Source organism: Pirellulaceae bacterium (assembly GCA_019636385.1).
Classification (GTDB): Bacteria; Planctomycetota; Planctomycetia; order Pirellulales; family Pirellulaceae; genus Aureliella.
The window spans coordinates 564091-584523 of sequence record JAHBXT010000002.1 but is presented as its reverse complement, the minus strand read 5'-3'; the positions used below and the strand labels follow the sequence as shown (position 1 = coordinate 584523).

Below are 20433 nucleotides of genomic sequence, written 5' to 3'. Positions count from 1 at the left end.
GAATGACACGAATCAACACGAACGTGGGCTCGTTAGTAGCCCAAAACCGCCTGAATCGAACGAACATGGATTTGCAAACGGCGCTGACTCGCCTGAGCACCGGTATGCGAATCAACAGCGGCAAAGATGACCCGGCTGGTCTGATCGCCAGCGAAGCACTGCGCAGCGATATTACCAGCCTGAACAAGGCTATTTCAAATACGAAGCGGGCTTCGCAAATCATTGCCACCGCCGATAGTGCTCTGGGACAGGTCAGTTCGCTGCTGAACAACATCCGCGGTTTGGCCGTGGAAGCAGCCAACAGCGGTGCCATGAGTGAATCGGAAATCGCCGCTAACCAGTTGCAAGTCGATAGCTCGTTGGAAGCCATCAACCGAATTGCTCGGACCACCACCTTCCAAGGTCGCAAGCTGTTGGATGGCAGCATGGACTTCTTGACTACCGCTGGTACCAACTACGCTCAAGTCAAGGACTTGAAGATCAACCAGGCCAACCTGGGATCAACCGGTCAAATGGCGGTTTCGGTCAACATCAGTAGCGCTGCTCAGCAAGCCCAAGTGGCTGTAGGGGACATTGCGGCGACGGTTGACTCGGTGGCCTCCACAGGCTCGCTGACCCTCGAACGCTCCGTTACTGGAAGCGGTGCCTCGCGCACTCTCGAATTCACTCGAACCATCGCTGGCGCTGTCGCCGAAACTGGTGCCATCGACATCGACGGTGGTGGTGATCGCGTGTTCACCTTACTCACTAAAGAACAAACCGACGCTTATAACGGCTATACCGTCAACGTCACCACTACTGACGCTGGCAACTTCTCCTCCATCACCATCGACGATGATGCCCAAACCATCACCGTGCGACTGGAAGAGGGTAAGGCACTAGGGGCCATCGCTACCGAACTGGCAGATCATGCGGTTTTTGAGTTGGATGTCACGTCCAACACCGGCACCGTCACCAACGGCGACGCCGCTGCTGGCGTTGCCTTCGCTACCGCTGGTACTGCGGCTACCACCCAGACAGCCAGCATCACGGTGACCGCCGCTGTCGATGGTCTGACCGATTTTGACTTCGTAGTTGCCGACAATACCCCTCCGGACGCTGTTCCGTCGGCGGCGCTCAATGGTAGCAATATCGAAATCACCGTTGGTTCGGCCGGTAATACCCGCCTGGATGTGATCCTGGCTGCCATCAACGGCATCCAGGGCTTCAGCGCCACGCTGGACGATCCAGACAACATCGAGTACTTCGATCCCGCTGACCACACCACCGCCTCAGGCGACTTGGTCGAGGCCGTTGAAGCTGCCAATCTGTCAGCCACAATCAACCTGTCTCGTAACGGTGCCGCAGCCAATGGTGCTACCATCACTTTTGCTACCGGCGGTACGGGGGCTCCCACAGTAGCCGTGGATGTTGACGGCAACCTGACCATCACCGTCGATGACAGCATCTCCACGTCGATTGACGATATCGTTGATGCCATCAACCAAGAAGGCACTTACACGGCCGAAGCCGCTGAAGACAATACGCTAACCAGTTTCCAAAGCGGTGATGCTGATTCCAGCGTTAGTTTCGACAATGGTGTGGACGGCCAAGCCGGTGGTATCAGCCACAATGTGGTTTTTGAACTGCTGGGCAAGAACGGTTCGGAAGTATTCAACGTCAGTGCTGGTACAACACTCGCCGAACTGGTAACGCAGATCAACTTAGTTAGCGATGCAACCGGCGTTAGCGCTGCTGTTGATTCAGACGACAACACCCGATTGATTCTGAAGTCGACCGCTTACGGTTCAGAGGCTATTGTCGATCTGCGAGTAATCCAAGAAAACGCACTTGGCTCGTTCACCTCGGCGATAGGGGCCGGTGCCCGCGACTTTGGTGCAGACATCGCTGCCAAAGTTAACGGTACCAATGCCAAAGGCCGTGGCAATACGCTATCGGTTAACACCGCCAGTCTGGCCATGACTCTGACAGTTGCCGAAGGTTCCAGCGACAACATCGAATTCTCGATTACTGGAGGCGGTGCCCTGTTCCAGTTGGGTAGTGATGTAGTCAGCAATCAGCAGGCACGCGTGGGCATCTCCAGCGTCAGCACCTCTCGCTTGGGCGGCGTTTCTGGTCGATTGTTCCAGTTGGGTAGCGGCGAAATCGCATCGCTTGAGTCGAATCCAGGTATGGCGGTTCAGATCGTCAGCGAAGCGATATCTCAGGTGACCAGCCTGCGAGGTCGATTGGGTGCATTCCAATCTACAACGCTGGAGAGCAACATGGTTTCGCTAACCGACACCGTCGGCAATCTGACTGAAGCTGAAAGTTCCATCCGTGACGCCGACTTCGCTCAAGAGACGGCTCGTCTAACGCGAGCTCAAATCCTGGTCCAGTCCGGTACTACGGTGTTGGCCTTGGCCAACCAGAGCCCACAAAATGCTCTGGCTTTGCTGCGATAAGACAAAGCTAGCGTAAACTACTAGGGCGGCTGGTGCCGAGCGATTCTTTCCCCAATCTCGCTCGGTGCCGCCGCCTCAGATAACTGCAAGCCGCAGCGTGCCAGTTGGACACGCTGCGGCTTTTAGCTGTCGCAACGCTCATCAGAGCGGGGAGACGGCTCGGTGACTACGCTCGTTAGAGCGTGGAGGGCTACGAATAATCACGGTCTGACGGCCGTAGCTACCGAAGACATCACGCATCCGCACCACGCGCGCGTAACGATTACGCAAGATATGTCTGGCAGATACTCCTCTTGCGGCTTACTGTCTGCCAGGAACCCAGGGAATCAGCGGACGCTGGTGGAGCCGACAGACTAAAAAAGTCGATTTTAAGACTCGTGTCGCTGCCACAGAGACCAGTCAGGAAATTGCCATGGGACGCATCCAATCCAGCGTCGGACTCATAACCGGCGTTCCCATCGAAGAGACCGTCAATCAATTGATGCAGATCAATGCGCTGCCCAGGAACCGACTATCCAACCGCAATGCAGAATTGACCAAAGAACAAACCGCGATCACCACACTGACGACGTTGGTAATCGGAGTCCAACTAAGTGGCGATCGACTCGGCCAAGCCTCGCTGTTCAACTCGGCCAAAGTCACCAGCTCCAAACCCGAGACTATCGCCGCCCGCAGCACCGGTACGGCCGCCTTGGGCAACTATAGCTTTATCCCGGTCCGCCAGGCGCAAAGCCAGCAATTAACCAGCTCACTATTTGCCTCGAGCCAGCACAAACTGTCTGCCGGTGATATCACCATTCACACCGGTGGGTTCTTAGACCAGTCTGCCAACCTGGATCAGCTGAACGGCGGTCGTGGCGTCGAGCGCGGGATGATACGCATTACCAATCGCGCTGGAACCAGTCGCGAGATCGACTTGCGTTTTGTTCAAACCGCTGCCGATGTAGTTACAGCGATCAACTCAGCCGAAGGTCTGTCGGTCGTCGCCAAAATTAACGGAGGCCAATTCGAACTGACCGATGTCTCGGGCAGCGTCGTCCACAACTTGAAAATAGTCGATATCGGTAGCGGTACAACCGCTCGCGATCTCGGATTCCAAAATGTTGACGTAGCATCCAGTACCGCCGTTGGAAATAATATTCATATCCTGAGTAATGCCACGGCGCTGCGGAGTTTGCGGGATGGTATTGGCATTGATATCCCGACTCAAGGCACCGCGCTGCGATTGTCACTGCGCGATGGTTCGACAGTTAATTGGACCAGTCAATTAGACGCCGCCAACGCCAGCGTTGGACAACTGGTTCAGTCGCTTAACACGGCCTCCAACGGCAAGTATGTGGCTCGCATCAGCAACGACGGGCATTCGCTCGAAGTACAAGACTTGACCTCTGGCACTGCCCAATTCTCGATCTCCAGCCCAGCCGGCAACCTGGCGCAACAACTCGGCCTAACCGGTCCTGGAATGGGTGGCACGATTACGGGCAGGAAACTACTTTCCGGACTAAGCGATACGCTACTGGACAGTCTCAAAGGCGGGCGTGGTCTGGGAGAGATGGGTTCTGTCACGATCACCGATCGACTAGGTCAGAGCGACACGATCGACCTGGCGGGTGCCAAGACGTTGGGTGATGTGATTCAACGCATAAACGACGGGGCTTCTAACGCTTCATTCCGCGTGCAGCTCAATCGTACAAAAACGGGCATCGAAATCGTGGATACTAGCGGTGGCACTGGTAGTCTCGTAATCGAAGATGCTGACTCGAAGAACTCGGCTACCGCTCTGGGTATCGCCCGAACAACAACCGGTACCAGCATTGATAGCGGATCGCTGCAGCGCCAATTCGTGAGCCGCACTACCTCACTGGACGACTTTCTAGCTGGCGGAACGTTATCGCAGTCCTCATTTCGCATCACCAATTCCGCTGGCAGCTCGGCGACTTACAATGTCTCTACGCGGTCTCCCAAGACCATCGGCGATATCATCGACGGCATCAACGGCATGGCGATCGGCGTTACCGCAAGCATTAACCATTCGGGCGACGGCATATTGCTGGTGGACACTGCGGGAGGAGCGGGCCCCATGACCGTAGCTGACGTCGGCACGGGATCAGCCGCCAAGCAACTGCGTATCGCTGGTTCTGCATCGACAATAACCATCGACGACGATCAGGTTTCGGGCATCGATGGCAGCAAGACGCTGCGAATGACCACAACCGCCACGACTACTCTGGCGGATTTAACTCAGCAGATCAACGAACTGTCTGGCTCGCCCGTTAAAGCCAGCTTGATTAATCTGGGAGCCAGCGGAGTTCGCTTGCAACTCAACGGACAAGCGACCGGCCAAGCATCGCGAGTAGCCATAAGTTCGTCTTCAGACATCGACTTCGCTCAGACCTCCGAAGCTCGCGACGCGTTGATATCCTACGGCACCAACAACTCGGGAGGCGGAGTGCTGGTTAGCTCGCGCACCAATCAGTTCAAGAATCTCATCGATGGCGTTGATTTAACAGTTAATTCGACATCCACCACGCCGGTTACAGTGGAAGTCTCCAGCAACAGCGACAGCTTGAGCAAGCAGATCGAAACGTTTGTCGACCAGTATAACAAACTGCGCGAGAAATACGATGAATTGACGGTGTTTGACGCGCAGAGTAATCAAGTTGGCTTGCTATTTGGTTCGAACATTGCCATTCGCATGGACTTGGCCTATTCCCGGCTGCTGACTGGATCGATCCGCAGCGGGTCGGGAGGTGCCATCCAGTCTCTGCCTGAATTGGGAATACGTTTGAACGACCGAGGCCGATTAACGTTTGACAAACAACAGTTCGAGCAGGTATTAGAGAACAATCCCGGTGCTGTTCAGGATTTTTTTACTAACACGGAAAACGGATTTGCCCGCCGCGCTAAAGCCGTCGCCGATTCGTTGGCCAGTATCGAGAGCGGTTCGTTACTGGCCCGCAACAATTCGCTGCAACAAACGATCGAACAGAACGCAACTCGCATTCAGTCGATGGATTTACGACTGGATCGCGAGCGGACCCGTCTGCTGCAACAGTTCTACAACATGGAGCAAGCCATCTCGCGGCTCCAAAGCAACATGACCTCCGTCAATCAACTGCAATCCCTCGCTCAGTCGCTGCGCTCGAACCGGTGATCGTACTGAAAGAAAATTCAAACATTGAAGCACTTCTCGTGAATCGACAGTCCTCTTCCCTACTTCTATGGAGCAGCCTAATCCGGAAGATGTAACTGGTAGCTTCCGGGCTGGCTAAGTCACCTCCAGCCTTCGTCTTGGAATGCATTGGCACTGAGGCTTGGCCCTCACGCAGGGACTGGCAGTTCCATTTCGGAAGACTAACCTTGGGTCTAGCTCTGATTTTGTTACAATGCGCGTGCATCGGTTGGCCGGATGGTCGCTGTTGGATTCGTCTGATGGAGGAAAGTCCGGGCTTCGCAGAGCAGGGCGGTCGGTAACGCCGACCAGTCGCAAGACTCGGGAAAGTGCCACAGAGAATAGTCAGCCGAACGAGTACCTTGGTACTGCGTGGCGATGGTGAAACGGTGGGGTAAGAGCCCACCAGCGCTGCAGGTGACTGCAGCGGCTCGGTAAACCCCGCTCGAAGCAAGATCAAACAGAAGGCAGCCTCGGCCTCGGTCGAGCACCTGGCGGCTCGCTGGGTCAGACTTTCGGGTAGATCGCTAGAGGCCGCAAGCAATTGCGGTCCCAGATAAATGACCATCGGCGGTTGTTCGCAGCCGCCACAGAACCCGGCTTACAGGCTAACCGATGCGCTTTAGACTTCCGACTGCCAGCGATACTGCGATCGTTCGACGCGCCACACCGCAACGGCCAGCAGTACAGCAACCGCAACCGCCATCACGCTCAAGTGCATCACCGCATCTTGCTCCCAGACAAATGGCAGCTCATCGTCGATCAATGCTTCCAAGTCAAGATCCAACCAATCAATTAGTAGTGAGCGCAATCGAAACGAGATGGTAAAGCGATTGACCACCGCTGGCACCCAGCCGAGGATGGCCTCGACGGCAACGGCATATGCGAAAGCGTAGACCATCGCGCGGCGCTGAAACAGCGTACCAATCATCATAAACAGGGCGCCATGTGCCATTGCGGATACCCAGTTCACAGCGACGATGGCCATCCCAACTTCCAGCGATCGTTCGATTCCAGCTGCCGTCGTAATAACGACGGCCAGCACCGCTGAAATGCTTGTGCAGGTACCGGTCCACAACACGGCGATCAGATATTTGCCGAGCAACAAACTGAGCCGCGCTCCCGGTCTCACCAGGATGTAAATCCAGGTTTGACTCTCCAGCTCCTCGTTCACGATCGGTGCTGCCCACAACAACATGCACAGCACTGTAACCACTTCAGACAGCAACACGTACAGCAAACCGCTGAGGACCACATGATTGTATTCCGGATCACGCACTTGGACCAAATACAACATTGCGGCGACTAACGCCACTGGCAACAGCATCAGGCTGAGCCACAATACGCTACGAAGCGGTGTGAGTGTCCGCGCCGCTTCGTAACGGATCACGCCCCCCAGCGCCTGCCAGAATCGCATGATCGGTCCTTGGGCTTGTGGATTGTGACGGAGCCTGTTAGCGAATTGGCTGTTCATCAGGCCACGCCTTTCATCATCACTTCGCCGCGATGTTTCGAGATCAGAAGATGAAACAATGCGCTGATATCACCTTCGCTGCCCGATATCTGCTCGACGGCGACCTGCCCCTGGGCCACCCATTTGGCGACGCTTTCGTATAGTTCTAAAGGTCGATCCACAGCCACTGTTAACAACTCTCGTTCCTCGCCGGATCGCTGGATTTGTCGCAGCCAGTTCATCGTCGCCAACCGCTCCGCCAACGCATCCGGCGTCGAAGAGCGGATCAAGATCTCCTGGGGCAGCCCTGCTAACAGCCGCCGCAGCTCACCCGACGTACCGCTGGCCAGCAATCGTCCACCGTAGATTAACAAGAACGAGTCGGTAATGCGTTCTACTTCGTGGAGGACATGGCTAGCCAATAGCAAACTCTTGCCGCGCGAACTCCAATCGCGCAGCAATTGCCCCATGTGATGACGGCCGATGGGGTCCAAGCCGTTGAAGGGTTCATCCAGGATCAATAAATCGGGATCGTTGGCCAGTGACTGCGCCAACTTGCAGCGTTGCCTCATACCTAGCGAGTAACTATGAATGGGCCAATGTTGCGCCTCACGCAAACCAACCAAGTCCAGCAACTCATCCAGTCGCTTTGTACCTTGCCTACCCGCCCAGCCGCTGAGCGACAGTTGCAGCCTCAGCCACTGACGCGCTGAGACGCCGTGAATCAGCAGGTCGCTGGCGGGGCACAGTCCGATGCGTCGCAACACCTGAGGCTGTTTGAATGGATCGAAATCAAACACGCGCACACTACCGAGTGTTGGCTTTAGGGCTCCGGTCAGCAATCCGATGAAGGTAGACTTGCCTGCTCCGTTCGGGCCCACCAGGGCGTAGGCGCCTGAAGGCAATTCTATGTGAAAGTCGTTGATGCCGATGACGGTTCCATATAACAATGTCGCATGATCTAACTGAATCATGATTTCAACATCCTCGACACACGCCAATAAGCTGTCCAGTATCCAACAAGCGTGATGGCAACGATCGCCAGCAGCGGCAGCCATAAGGGCGCGTCGCCAGGCAACAATCCGAAGACCATCTTCTGCATGTACCCCAATAATTCATAGGGCGAAAAATAGATAAATCGACTATAGGCCTCGTCGACAACCCGAGTTCCTGCGGCCCATTGGGGCAATCGCTCGCTCACCCAAAACGCTTGAAAAACGACCTGCCCTAAGAGCCACAGAGCAAACCAGATGAACCCAGCGTACCGACTCTCTGCAACCAGCGCAGACAGCGCCAGTGCAATGGCGGATGTCGGCAGAATCAAAACCAGCGATGCGCCCAGAATGCGCAGCGGGATATCCCAGGTTTCGAAGAGGGCCCACGAATTGGTGGATAGAAACAATCCCATCAAATAGATGGCGAGCGCCGGCAAAGTGGCCACCAAGAATACGATCACATATAGTATCCCCGCCTTGCCCAGCACATATTCGGCGGGAGTTAGCGGCCGCGAAAGATACAACAGATAACCACGACTGCGAATGTCGTAGCTAATCAAACGTGGAGCTACCAGGCCCACCAGAAGTATCATTCCGAAGGCCTGCGGATAACGAAATAATGAAAAGAGTACATACGTCCATACAAAGTGGCGAGCGATTTGCGGGTCGCTTCGTACTTCGGCCATATCCAGGCCTGCGTTCAGGGCAGCCTGTCGCGCCCTTGGGAATTCATCCAGAAATCTCCAAGCATCACGGGTCGAACTATTCGAGAGTGTCTGCTCAAACGTTCCTACCAAGATGGCCGCAATCAGCGACGGAAATGTCAGCAATATTAACAACCGCCTGAACCAAGCCCCGCGCCAGACCAGGCTGACTCCTGTGCTAGCCACTACCCAAGCTCGCGTCCAAGCCGGGCGGCGTTCTCCCTGCCAACTACGATAGCCGATATCTAGGATTGGCACCGCTAGCCCCCTGCCACTGCGTCGAGAAACGTTTGCTCAAGCGAATTGCGAGCCGGTTCGATACGTTGGATCAATACGTTACAACTTTGACTTCCCGACCATATTCGCGAGACGTCCGCTTGATCGCCTCGGATCAACAACCCCTGATCGCTAACTAATTCTGTGGTCACACCGCTGTTTGCCAGCGCCTGTTGCAAGCGAACTGCATCGGAAACGACCTGCACGAACAGTGTCGCCTCCGACGGACGCTGCAGATTGGCCAGCGAGTCGACCAAACGGACTTGCCCGCGTACCAGAATGATGACTTGATCGCAGACTCGTTGCACATCGTGCAGAATGTGCGTCGACAGCAGAACCGATTTTCCTTTCTGGCGCGACAGCACACGGACTCGATCCAGCAAACTCTCACGTTGCGAAGGGTCCAGGCCCGTGGTCGGCTCGTCCAGCACGACCAATTCCGGATCATGGACCAGAGCCTGAGCAAACTTGAGCTTCTGTCTCATACCGGTCGAATAGGTTTCGACGTTGCGATAACGCTCTTGGCCCAGATCGCTGAAGTCAGCCAATTCGTGGGCTCGACGCAGCGCCTCCATGTGGTGCAACCCAGACAGCCGAGCCATCATCTGAATCGACTCAATACCCTGTAAGCCGTGAATGTAGCAATCATCTTCGGGCAAGAAGCCCACGCGATCACGAAGGGCGCGAGTCTGCCCCGGCCACGGCAGCCCCAAAACCTGACCGCTACCGGAGTCGACTTTTACCAGCCCTAAAAGTGCCTTGATGAGCGTGCTCTTGCCAGAACCGTTTGGTCCGAGCAGCCCAGTAACCCCTGGCGGCAACTCCAGGCTAACATCTGACAGCGCCCGACGGGCGCCATACGACTTACAAACAGATTCAATTCTGGCAATGCAGGTGTTCGACACGCTGATGAATTACTTTGGCATCCTGAGTGCTCACATCGACAAATCGCCGCAGGGAGTATTTTATTCAACCCAAATCTAAGTATTCGATACTCCTGGGCCGATCTTGGCTCCAAAACCGAGAAATCTCGTAAATCTCCACGGCTCGACGCGCCTCTTGGGTGGGCAACGAACTGCGATCTCTGCGGACCAGCCTGCCTGCGATTCAGGACGCTCAATGGTCCCAGGCCTGGTCTTGCGGGAACGGACACAGCCACTATCGATTGCGTCCTAGCCTTTCGTGAGCATCGACAAATTCGTCGGCAACGATGGCGCTAGACAACGAAATATCACCAGCCAGAATGGTGGCTCCGATGATTTCAGCCAGCTTGCGTGCTTTTCCCTTACCAACACAACCAACCATCGCCAAACACTCGCGTTGGGATGGCAGACTTGTACCGCCTCCGTGAGTCGCGCAAATAACCGACGGTAAAGTAACTGAATAGTACAGGTCGCCATTGTCATGCAGGTCCAAGAAATTCAGGCCTGCGTGGGATTCAACCACATTGGCTACGTCCTGTCCGGTCGCGAGGAATAGCGCGGCGATACCATTTGCCGAATGTGGACCGTTGTATGCGGATCCAGACAATACTGCACCGGTCATTGAACGCAGACGCACACGAAACAAATCCGCAGGCTCGGCCCGCGTAATTCTGACCAGGACCTCACGCGGAATGGTTACCTCGGCGATTACGCGTTTGCCGCGACTGTGCATCAGATTCATGTGCGAATGTTTCTTATCAGTTTCGATGGCGCCGGACAATTGAACCCGCATAAAGCCACCTGGAAAATGTTCCGCGATCCACATCATGGCCGCGCGCGTTGCACGGCTGGTCATATTCTGTCCGGCAGCATCACCGGTGCTAAAGTTGAATCTCGTGTAGAGCATTCTGGCAACCGGCCACCGTTGGATGTTCTGCAACTTGCCGATCCGTGTAGTTGCCTCTGCCGCAGCCGCGATTTCATGAAAGTTCTCATCGATCCAATTGCTCAGATCGCGTGTGTCGCGAGCGTCGTGGCACTCGAACATGGGCGCGCGCTGCATGACGTCATCAATCACGGTGACCTTGGCACCGCCACTCTCCGATATCAACCGCATGCCGCGACTGTAGGAGGCCACCAGTGTTCCTTCGGTCGTGGCCATCGGTACATAAAACCAGCCCTCAGCGTGCTCGCCGTGAATCAGACAGGGCCCCGCCACACCCACCGGCATTTGAACTACGCCGATAAAATTCTCAATATTGCCCGAAAAGTCGCTCGGTTTGGCACTGTAATAAGAGGTGTAATCGAAATTCGCCCCCGTTTCTGCCGACAGAAAGGTGCGACGCTCGGCTGCTGAATGCTCGGTATAGTTATCATCTTTTTGGCGAGGAATTGGCTTGCGTTGGTTCATACACCATGCCCTGCGATCTAGTTAGATAGTAGCGATTCGGCAATTCACTGGTGGGCAATAACGAGGCGGCAGCAATGGCATCGAGAGGTATCTGGGCGTGATGCGCTACTGCTGACGGAACAGCTTTTCGAGGCCTCGATTGAGGCCCTGTTGGATCAGACCTTGGGCGGCGTTTTCGATGGTCTGACGACCAAATTGCCGCATCAACGATGCGTCTAATTGCGGGCGTGTAATCGTACCGCGCATAGGAAATTGTAGGGTTTGACCGCGCATGGCGGCCAGCACCGGACCTTTTTGAGTCCAACTGTCGGGGATGGGCAGTGATGCCAACATTTCCAGCTGGCCCGAAACATCTACTGAACCAGCGGTCGAGATAGATGCGTCGCCAATCGTTAGATTTAGATCGCGATGGTACACCCGGCCTTCGACCATGCGGAATGAAATATTCTGTTGAGGCATTTGCAGCCACACGCGACTCTGCGTGCTGACAGCTTGAGCCGGCTCGAGCTTGCGAATGGCTTCGAATTGCCGAATCAATCCGGCGATTTCGTTTGTCAACGGGCCGGGACCAACTTCGGCTTTATGAATCTGCAGCCGGCCTTCTACGGTTTGTTTTGATAGATCGGTGGGTGTCAATTCGGCGCGATCCAATGCTAAGCTCAGGCGACCGTCAATGCTGGTGGTTTCCGCCACCAAGGGTGCCACGTACTTCAGCCAGCCACTACACATCTCGCGCGTGATCGCCACGTTCTCCAGGACTACCATGGGCTTTTGCCGGATGACTAACAGGTCTTGGGTTAAGTCGCTGAAAATGTCCCAGCGCAACGTGCCTCCACTGACTGGGATTTCAGCGGCCGTGGTTAGCTGGCCAGCTTGAATCATTACCGGAACATTCGCCTTGCCGACTTCAATTCCGACGACGCGTGCTTGCTCCCAACCCAAGTGAGTACTGGCCTGCAGTCCAGCCAGTGCCGATGTTCCGGGTGGGACTATTGCAGATTGTTGCCAGCGAACCTCGATGGGTGCCGTGTGTTGCCCAACAAGCTGAATATTGTGGCCGGTCATTGGGCCGAGTTTGTTGGACAACTGAGCCGCATCGTAGACAGCCTGACCATTGACGGACAGATCGGAGCCTTGGTCGCCACTGCGATAGGCGGCTTGGCCTTGGTAGCTCAGCCAAGCGGTTTGCAACTGCAGCGTCGGCAGATCGATCGCGTTGTGCTCAGCCATCCACTTGCCTGCCACAGAAATATCCACCGTCGGCTCGGACCACAGCGGTGCCGACTCTGCAGTATTTACACCTCGACTGCTCACGAGCATATTCTGGCCCTTGGCTTGAGCTGCAAACTCAGCTCCAGACTTGCCAATTAGCCACTGAAGGTTCCCCTGCAATGTTCCCCCAGCCGCATATTGGCTAGGCGAGTTGGCTGCCGACGATGTGGCTGGCATCGAGGGGGATGTAGTATGCGACGTGGCAACGTTGCTCATCAGTCGCTGCAGGTCCACCAAAAAGTTCGCCTGGCCAGTACGTGCATCGGACTGGTCAGCGGCTTGATCGCGAGCCACAATCCAAAATGAATTGGCCTGAACGGTCAATTGGTCGACTTGCAAGCGAGTCAAATCTGCAGTGTCAACACGCCCCTTAAAATTGCCGATCATTTTTGGTTCGGCCAATGCCATGTCGGACATGCGAAATTGAACCGGTTCCATGTCCCAGTTCGCCTGCAACAATTCAACATGCTGTCGATCCAGTTTGCCCGATGCCGCCAAGCGCATGGTTCCCTGGACGTCGATGTCAGGAGGTTCGCTGAGCCACACCCAGCCACGACGCTGCCAATTCGCCAAGTCGCCGGAAATAGTCAGGCTGAAGCTAGCCGGCGGCAGACGTGAGGCGGTGGCGGCTGCCTCAGCAGCCGTCGCATCGATCATCTGTAGCGGCTCATGCAGCTCAACAGTCAATTGTTCATCCGGTGCGACCAGTTCGAGTCGCATTTTGTTGAGCCGTTCAGGGATGCCATCGCGCAATTGAGCGTTGGCTGTAAACGAACCCTGCCAATTCGGCTCGCGCATCTGCCCACCAGCTGAGGTTGCAATTAGCAGCGGTGTTGTATTCAGGCTTCCCGTGGCGGTAACTTGCTGCTGATCGTCCATCTTCCACTGAGTATCCAACCGCGCGCTGCCGGACATCGAGGTCACTGGCAGTTCTACGAACTGGCTGAGCCGATCGTAGAGTTGCTGTAAGTCGACATCGCCTTGCAGCGATCCGTTTTCGATTGTGCCGTGACCGGTCAAATTGCAGAACTCGGCAGTGGCCACGACATCAAAGATGGCGGCTGGCTGGCCGTCAGTGGCTCGTAGCTGGACGCTCAAGGGCTGATCCCAAGTTAAGGCTTGGCCGCTGGCGACCGCCTCTAAACCCGATAATCGAACTTCGACACTGGCCTGCGCGGTGCCAGAACCAGAATGAGGAGGCTGTTGAGACGCCTTGAACTGCATTGCTCCAGAGACCAAGCGAGTGTCTTCGCGAACCGGTATCAGCGACTGAGCAGCCTGCGCCAACTTGGGTAAATCTACGTTGCCCGACGCAGTAAATGTGGCTCGCTCCAGAAATGGATTCTTGAGCGATGGAATGACCAGCGGCCAAGGCACTGCTGCTTGGGCTTGTAAGTTGCCTACGTCACACTGCAGTTGAGTCTGATCCAGCTGCATCCATTGCTTGGCTAAGGTGACACGCCCGACTGCCTCAATACTGTTCAATCGAGCGGGCGACTCGCCAATCCAATCGGGTGCCAGCATGGCAAAGTTGCTGACATGGACCTGCTGAAGGTCAAACGACCACTGCTCGGCATCCATCGCATGTCCAGCCAACATACCCGATGCGCGACCTTCCAGAGCCAAAATGGGTAGCTCAGGAATCCTGGATCGAGCAACTTGCCAAATTTCGAGCGGCAAATTCTCCAACTTGGCCCGTAACTCGATGGAGCCGTCGGCAGCATGTTGAGCCTTGGCCTTGATCTGTCCCGTGCCTCCAGGGGTCGCCCCCGAGACGTCGGAAATAGTCGCCAACAATTCGATTGGACCAAACAATTGATCCGCAGCAGGCAGCTCCGCTTGCAGATTAGGCAGTTCGATCAACCACTGCTGCGGGTTGTCCTGCTCAATTAACACAATGCGTGCATCGCTGATTACAACGGTACCACTTAATGTTAGGTCTGAGGTGGGCGTATCGGCAGGCAGTTCTTCAGGTTGAGGTAACAGCCCAGTCATCGCCTGCTCTAAATTGGTAGTACCCATCGCAGACACCACGGTGGCCTCTACGCCGTCGATGCGTACCGTTCCCAGTTGACTGTAACTGCTGAGCCAACCAAACAGGCCTTTCTCAGTGGTGATCGACCTGATTTTGGCAAGGTCTCGTCCATTTTCATCGCGCACCGTCAGTTCGCCGATCTTCAACGGCGAAAACCACCCTGCCGAAAAACTTCCAACTTCAGCAGTCAGTGGCTGCAATCCTCCAAAGCGTGCCACAAGGTTGTTGATGAGAGGTGCCTTCAGGAATAACCAGGGAGTTGCTGCGATCAGCGTTAAGAACAACAGTGTGCACCCCATGCACCCGCGAACCAACCAGCGCACGATTCCGCCATTTTGCCTTCCTCGCGAGGCTCGCGTCACTGCGGGGCGAGGATATTCGTCGCGACTCCTTGATTTTCCCGCCATAGGTTGCACTCCTTGATCTAGGTTTCGCTCATGAGGCGTTGTGCCCAACTAAAGTTTTTCGCTCAAAGCTTGGCGTTAGCTAGCCCCTCATAGACTGCGCAGGTTACGCACAATCCGTCATAGGCAGATTCTTGCAGTCTGACTTGGCTAGAGCTAGAGAGAAACGGTGCGGATTCGCCAAAATCAAAGATCGACGCCCACCGCGCTTGACATGGATGCGCCTTGTGCGCTGCAATGAGATATCTGGCTACCAAACTGGATAGTTACAGTACTCCCGGTGCCCCCCAATCGACTTGCAGCACACCACAATAAGCGGTAAACTGGCGATGCTCCGGGTACGGCATGCTATCATTTAATCTTGATTGTAAGCCGCCCGGGTTTTGGGAAGTTACGAATGCGCGTAGGTGCGGTGGACGGCCAGCCCGACGAAAATAAGCTGGCTTACCTAATTCCGCCGGTACCCTCGCCGATCCGTCAACCGTAATAGTTTTCGCATGGATTCTATTCCCAAACAGAAGTAGAGCTTCGAGTTAATTTTCGGGAATCAATGTTGTCTGCATGGTCGACCTTCGAGGTTCGTCCGGTCAGGCTAGGCTCAGTTTCGCAATGCTTATTTGGTTGCTCGTTCTGCTTGAATTGACCGGCATGTTGGTTATGCGCATGGGTGCGAGTGCGAGTCGCCGGCTTGGTGTGCGGCAATCCACCCGTTACGCTAGCCATGGCGCGAGCCCGAGCATTCTCCGGATGCTTTTGTGCGAGCCAATGACGGTGGGCTGTAAGATTGGCGTTGAGTGTCGGCAATTGACATGCGCCTGGCTTGTTCCCTGGTCATTGGTCGAACGTGGCTGGAATGCAACCGGTTGGTGGCAGACAAGCAAGCGTTTACTAGCGTATAGCGGTTGAGTTGCGGGCAGCCGCGTCGACAAGACCGAAGGCTGCCGACGAAAAGCGTTCCGATTGTTCCTGAAAAAGGCTTAATGCGACCTCTGTTGGGGATGGAGTACGTCAACAGAAAGGTCGCTCCATGAACCCTATTTCAGTTAATTCCAGTAGCCACTGGCTGCTGTATTTCTTGGGCGACAGCGCCAGCATGGGGAGCGATTGGCTCCTGATTGCTGAGACAGAAGTATCAAACGTCGCTGTAGTGATTATCGCTGGGGTGGGCTTGATAATTGGTGCTGCTGCCGTGTGGTTGGTCTATCACTTGCGCGGCTTGGACCTCAAAAATCAGGCCCGCATCATTTTGGATCAAGCGCGTGGCGAGGCGGACAATCTGCGCCGTAGCGCGGAGCTGGCGGCCAAGGAAACAGCGCTCAAGGAAAAGCAGCAGGCGGAAGCCGAATCCAACAAATTGCGTGACCAGTTGCAGAAGCGCGAGACGGCACTGGATCGTCGCGAAGAGACGATTCAACAGTCTGCCGACGGACTGAAGAAACAAGAGAAAATGGTGGAAGCCAATCAGCGACGCTTTGCTGAAAAGGTGCAAGAAGCCACGAAAAAGTCCGAACGCTTGGATGAGCTGCTCAAAGCGCAGTCAATCGAACTCCAGAAACTGTCTGGCCTATCGAAAGACGAGGCGGCAGCGCGGCTGCTCAAGAATATTGAACGCGATTTGCAGCAAGAGATTGGCGTTCGATTGATCAAGCATGAACGCCGAGTGAGCGAAATGGCCGAGCAGAAGTCGCGAGAAATCTTGTTGACCGCCATGCAGCGTTACGCCTCGGCTCATACCGCCGACAGTACCACCAGCAGCGTCGATATACCCAATGATGAAATGAAAGGCCGCATCATCGGCCGCGAGGGGCGCAACGTGCGCGCCTTTGAAAAGGCGACGGGCGTGGACGTCATCATCGACGATACTCCCGGAGTTGTCATCGTCAGCGGCTTTGATCCTGTGCGGCGTGAAATCGGCCGGCGGTCTCTGGAAAAACTGATTGCCGATGGCCGAATTCACCCGTCGCGAATCGAAGAGGTGGTCGCCGAGACAACTCAAGAAATTGACAAACTAATTCGCCGCAAGGGACAGGAAGCTGCCGAAGAAGTAGATCTCCATGGGCTTCACGACAAAGTAATCGAAATGTTGGGTCGCCTGTATTTTCGAACCAGCTACAGTCAAAACGTACTGCAACACAGCATCGAAGTGGCATTTCTCTCCGGCATGTTGGCTGAAATGATCGGCTTGGATGCCGAGCAGGCCCGGCGGGCCGGCTTGTTACACGACATTGGCAAGGCAGCCGATCACGAACTGGAAGGTGGACATCCCAAGATCGGTGCTGACCTACTGAAGCGCCACGGCGAAAAGGAAATCGTCGTTCATGCCGCGTTAGGTCATCATGATCAACTTACCAGCGACTATCCATACACCTTGCTGGTTGCCACAGCCGATGCTTGTAGTGCTTCTCGGCCCGGTGCTCGCCGCGAATCACTGGAGCGTTATATTAAGCGCATGGAGGAATTGGAGACGATTGCCAAAGGATTCGATGGTGTCGAACAGGCATTTGCCATCCAGGCTGGTCGTGAATTGCGAGTGATCGTTAGCGCCAAGGATACCGACGACGCACTAGCAGGCAAAGTTTGCCACGACATCGCTCGAGCTTTCGAGCAGCAGTTAACATATCCCGGCGAAATCAAAGTCACGGTAGTGCGCGAGTCGCGATTCACCGAGATAGCGCGTTAGTTCACGCCATGTCAACAGCCGATGGAAATCAACCGATCGTTCACCCGCGTAGCCCAATCCCAGAGGCTCCTGGCGCTAACTATCGCCGAGTCGTGCTGGTGGGTGATACAGTTGGCAAACCAGGCATGCGCATTGCCTGCCTGGCAGCCGACTGGTTCAGAGAGCAATTGAACGCCGATTGTCTATTGATTAATGCAGAAAATGCAGCCGACGGTTCCGGCTTGCGCCAAGCTGACTACCGCCGCCTGATCCAAGCTGGTTACAACGGCATCACCTTGGGCGACCATATCTACAAACGTCAAGAAATTGTGCAGACGCTTGAGTCAGAACCCAACATCGTTCGCCCTTGTAATTTTCCGGCAACTTCGGCTGGCAAGTCACACATGCTGCTGAATCTCGAGCGCGGCGGTCAGGTGGCAGTCATCAGTGCGTTGGGACGGGCGTTTATGAAACCGGTTGACTGTCCGTTTACGTCAGTCGACCGCGAATTACAACAATTGCCCAAGGCTGCCACGATTCGCATCGTTGATTTTCACGCGGAAGCCACCAGCGACAAGCAGTTGATGGGGCGGTATTTAGACGGTCGAGTCACCGCCGTATTGGGAACGCATACTCACGTGACAACAGCGGATGAGCAGATATTCCCAGGCGGCACGGGCTTTCAATGTGATGTTGGAATGACCGGGCCATTTGACAGCATCATAGGCCGGAGTATTGATGCTGTGCAAGCCGTTACTCTGACAGCCATGCCCGCGCCTTTTCATGTGGCAAAAGGCGATGTGCGACTGAGCGCTACCTGGTTGGATGTCGATCCCACCAGCGGACAATGTCAGGCCATCGGTCGCATCAGTTTGAAGCTTAATGATCTAGAAGACTACGCCAAGTCCCGTGAGTCCGACGTGCGAAAAACTAGACCAATCTCAGCCGTCCGCGCAAGACGTACGGCGGGACAAGCGGAGCCTGAATGAACGTTATGGAATTGCACAGCAGTCCCTGTGAGTCTGCAACACGACTTTGAACTCACCGGCTCCTGCCCCGCGAAGGTCCGCTCATAGCGCATTCGCAACACAATGCCAGACAGTACAAACACACGATTGCCAAGCGAGGCTGATGAATGAAATCGAATCAAGCTCCAGTTCACTTAGCGATTGACGTGGGGGCTTCCGGAGGTCGCGTTCTCGCGGGCTGCATTCAGGATTCCAACATTCTGTTGGAAGAGGTGCATCGCTTTCCCAACGGCCCGCTGCCATTGGGCAAACGACTGGTGTGGAATCTGCTGGCTGTCTGGGAAGAGATTCAGAATGGCCTGCAAAAATCTGCAGCCCGCTACGGTCAACGCATTGTCAGCGTGGGAGCCGATACCTGGGGCGTCGACTTTGTCTTACTGGATCTGAATGACGATCTAGTTGGTCCCGCCTTCAGCTACCGCGATACGCGCACGCGCGGCGTCATGCAGCGAGCCTTTCAGCGCATAAGTCGCCAAGATATTTTTGCGCATACCGGCCTACAGTTCATGGAATTCAACTCGGCTTACCAATTGTACTCGATGCGATTAGAGAAATCGCCATTGTTGGATGTGGCTCGCCAGTTTTTGATGGTGCCCGACTTCTTTCATTGGTTGTTGTGCGGTGAAAAAAGCAACGAGTTCACCAACGCGTCGACAACTCAGTTACTGGACCCACGCACTTGCGATTGGAGCCAACCGGTTATCCAAGCACTTGATATTCCCCAGCAGATTTTTAGCAAGCCCATTCAACCCACTACGGTGCTGGGCAGCGTGACATCGGCGGTGCGTGAGCGCACTCACCTGGGTTCGCAGGTCAAGGTCGTCGTGCCTGCCACACACGATACCGGCTCGGCAGTGTTGGCGGTTCCCGCAAAAGCGTTCGCTCAGCAACAGCCAGATTGGTGCTACATAAGCTGTGGAACATGGTCGCTGATGGGCGTTGAACTGGCCTGCCCCAATCTCACTCCGGAATGCCAGGCACTGAACTTCACCAACGAAGGTGGCGTTGCGGGCAGTGTAAGGCTGCTCAAGAATATTTCTGGCTTGTGGATAGTCCAGCAGTGCCGCGATCAATGGCGACGCGATGGTTTCGATTGGGACTGGAACCATTTGACTCACTTGGCCAGCCAGGCAGAGAGCATGGTTGCCGTCATCGATCCTGATGACCCTAGTTTTGCTGCGCCAACCAACATGCCCGAAGCCATTCGACAGTATTGCAAGAAAACAGGGCAGCGAATTCCCTCGACCGAAGGAGAAGTGACTCGCTGCGCTCTGGAGAGTTTGGCGCTACGCTACCGAATGGTTCTGGATTCGCTACAGCAGTTGTTGGGTGCACCGTTATCCGTGGTTCACATGGTTGGCGGCGGCGTGCAGAATCGGTTATTGTGCCAATTCGCAGCCGATGCCTGTGATCGTGCAGTGGTTGCCGGTCCAGTCGAAGCAACCGCGCTAGGGAATATGCTGGTCCAAGCCGTCGGCAGTGGCGGTCTGGACAGTGTGCAACAAGCCCGACAGCTGGTGCTTGGCCTGCCGGATATCGTGCGCTACGAACCTGCGGTTGATTCTGCAAGTCGTGAACGTTGGCAACAGGGTTTGGCGACCTTGTCACGCCTGACAGGCTAAATCTAGTCGCTAATCATTTCCCGCTGGATATTGAC

11 protein-coding genes and 1 other RNA gene are annotated in these 20433 nt (G+C 55.3%); 6 read left to right on the top strand and 6 right to left on the bottom strand.

Features of this window, described 5'->3' with window-relative positions; all coding sequences use genetic code 11:
• The first annotated feature begins 2 nt into the window (after window positions 1–2).
• The 3 genes from KF752_07930 to rnpB all read left to right on the top strand — a co-directional run bounded on the left by KF752_07930 (window position 3) and on the right by rnpB (window position 6236).
• Window positions 3–2444, top strand: coding sequence for a flagellin (locus KF752_07930; GenBank protein ID MBX3421468.1), 2442 nt, complete (start codon window positions 3–5; stop codon window positions 2442–2444).
• 412 nt (window positions 2445–2856) lie between these two features.
• The gene (fliD, locus tag KF752_07925; GenBank protein ID MBX3421467.1) at window positions 2857–5598 is read left to right on the top strand and encodes a flagellar filament capping protein FliD; all 2742 of its coding nucleotides are present in this window, start codon (window positions 2857–2859) and stop codon (window positions 5596–5598) included.
• 243 nt (window positions 5599–5841) lie between these two features.
• An RNA gene (gene rnpB / locus KF752_07920) (RNase P RNA component class A) lies at window positions 5842–6236 on the top strand.
• A gap of 2 nt (window positions 6237–6238) precedes the next feature.
• Here the strand turns inward: rnpB and KF752_07915 are convergent.
• The 6 genes from KF752_07915 to KF752_07890 all read right to left on the bottom strand — a co-directional run bounded on the left by KF752_07915 (window position 6239) and on the right by KF752_07890 (window position 15092).
• Window positions 6239–7090: a hypothetical protein gene (locus tag KF752_07915; GenBank protein ID MBX3421466.1), complete on the bottom strand. Its 852-nt coding sequence runs from the start codon at window positions 7088–7090 to the stop codon at window positions 6239–6241.
• Complete coding sequence (locus KF752_07910) at window positions 7090–8043, bottom strand: ABC transporter ATP-binding protein (GenBank protein ID MBX3421465.1); 954 nt, start codon at window positions 8041–8043, stop codon at window positions 7090–7092. Before KF752_07910 ends, KF752_07915 begins: the two co-directional genes overlap by 1 nt.
• Window positions 8040–9026 carry an ABC transporter permease subunit gene (locus KF752_07905; GenBank protein ID MBX3421464.1) on the bottom strand — a complete coding sequence of 329 codons (987 nt, stop codon included), beginning with the start codon at window positions 9024–9026 and terminating at the stop codon, window positions 8040–8042. Before KF752_07905 ends, KF752_07910 begins: the two co-directional genes overlap by 4 nt.
• Before the next feature lie 2 nt (window positions 9027–9028).
• Window positions 9029–9955: an ABC transporter ATP-binding protein gene (locus KF752_07900; GenBank protein ID MBX3421463.1), complete on the bottom strand. Its 927-nt coding sequence runs from the start codon at window positions 9953–9955 to the stop codon at window positions 9029–9031.
• 247 nt (window positions 9956–10202) lie between these two features.
• Window positions 10203–11378: a hydroxymethylglutaryl-CoA reductase gene (locus tag KF752_07895; GenBank protein MBX3421462.1), complete on the bottom strand. Its 1176-nt coding sequence runs from the start codon at window positions 11376–11378 to the stop codon at window positions 10203–10205.
• Between the two features lie 105 nt (window positions 11379–11483).
• Window positions 11484–15092, bottom strand: coding sequence for a hypothetical protein (locus KF752_07890; protein MBX3421461.1), 3609 nt, complete (start codon window positions 15090–15092; stop codon window positions 11484–11486).
• Between the two features lie 1090 nt (window positions 15093–16182).
• Here KF752_07890 and rny point away from each other — a divergent pair.
• The 3 genes from rny to KF752_07875 all read left to right on the top strand — a co-directional run bounded on the left by rny (window position 16183) and on the right by KF752_07875 (window position 20398).
• Window positions 16183–17769: a ribonuclease Y gene (rny, locus tag KF752_07885; protein ID MBX3421460.1), complete on the top strand. Its 1587-nt coding sequence runs from the start codon at window positions 16183–16185 to the stop codon at window positions 17767–17769.
• An 8-nt stretch (window positions 17770–17777) separates the two neighbouring features.
• Entirely contained in the window at window positions 17778–18737 is a 960-nt protein-coding gene (locus tag KF752_07880; protein MBX3421459.1) for a YmdB family metallophosphoesterase, read from the top strand.
• 146 nt (window positions 18738–18883) lie between these two features.
• Entirely contained in the window at window positions 18884–20398 is a 1515-nt protein-coding gene (locus KF752_07875) for a rhamnulokinase (protein ID MBX3421458.1), read from the top strand.
• Window positions 20399–20433 lie beyond the last annotated feature (35 nt).

Coding starts and splice junctions, on each gene's coding strand:
- KF752_07910 (MBX3421465.1), bottom strand. CDS start 8,043: ATGATTCAGTTAGATCATGCGACATTGTTATATGGAACCGTCATCGGC.
- KF752_07895 (MBX3421462.1), bottom strand. CDS start 11,378: ATGAACCAACGCAAGCCAATTCCTCGCCAAAAAGATGATAACTATACC.
- rny (MBX3421460.1), top strand. CDS start 16,183: ATGGGGAGCGATTGGCTCCTGATTGCTGAGACAGAAGTATCAAACGTC.
- KF752_07875 (MBX3421458.1), top strand. CDS start 18,884: ATGAAATCGAATCAAGCTCCAGTTCACTTAGCGATTGACGTGGGGGCT.
- KF752_07930 (MBX3421468.1), top strand. CDS start 3: ATGACACGAATCAACACGAACGTGGGCTCGTTAGTAGCCCAAAACCGC.
- KF752_07915 (MBX3421466.1), bottom strand. CDS start 7,090: ATGAACAGCCAATTCGCTAACAGGCTCCGTCACAATCCACAAGCCCAA.
- fliD (MBX3421467.1), top strand. CDS start 2,857: ATGGGACGCATCCAATCCAGCGTCGGACTCATAACCGGCGTTCCCATC.
- KF752_07880 (MBX3421459.1), top strand. CDS start 17,778: ATGTCAACAGCCGATGGAAATCAACCGATCGTTCACCCGCGTAGCCCA.
- KF752_07890 (MBX3421461.1), bottom strand. CDS start 15,092: ATGGCGGGAAAATCAAGGAGTCGCGACGAATATCCTCGCCCCGCAGTG.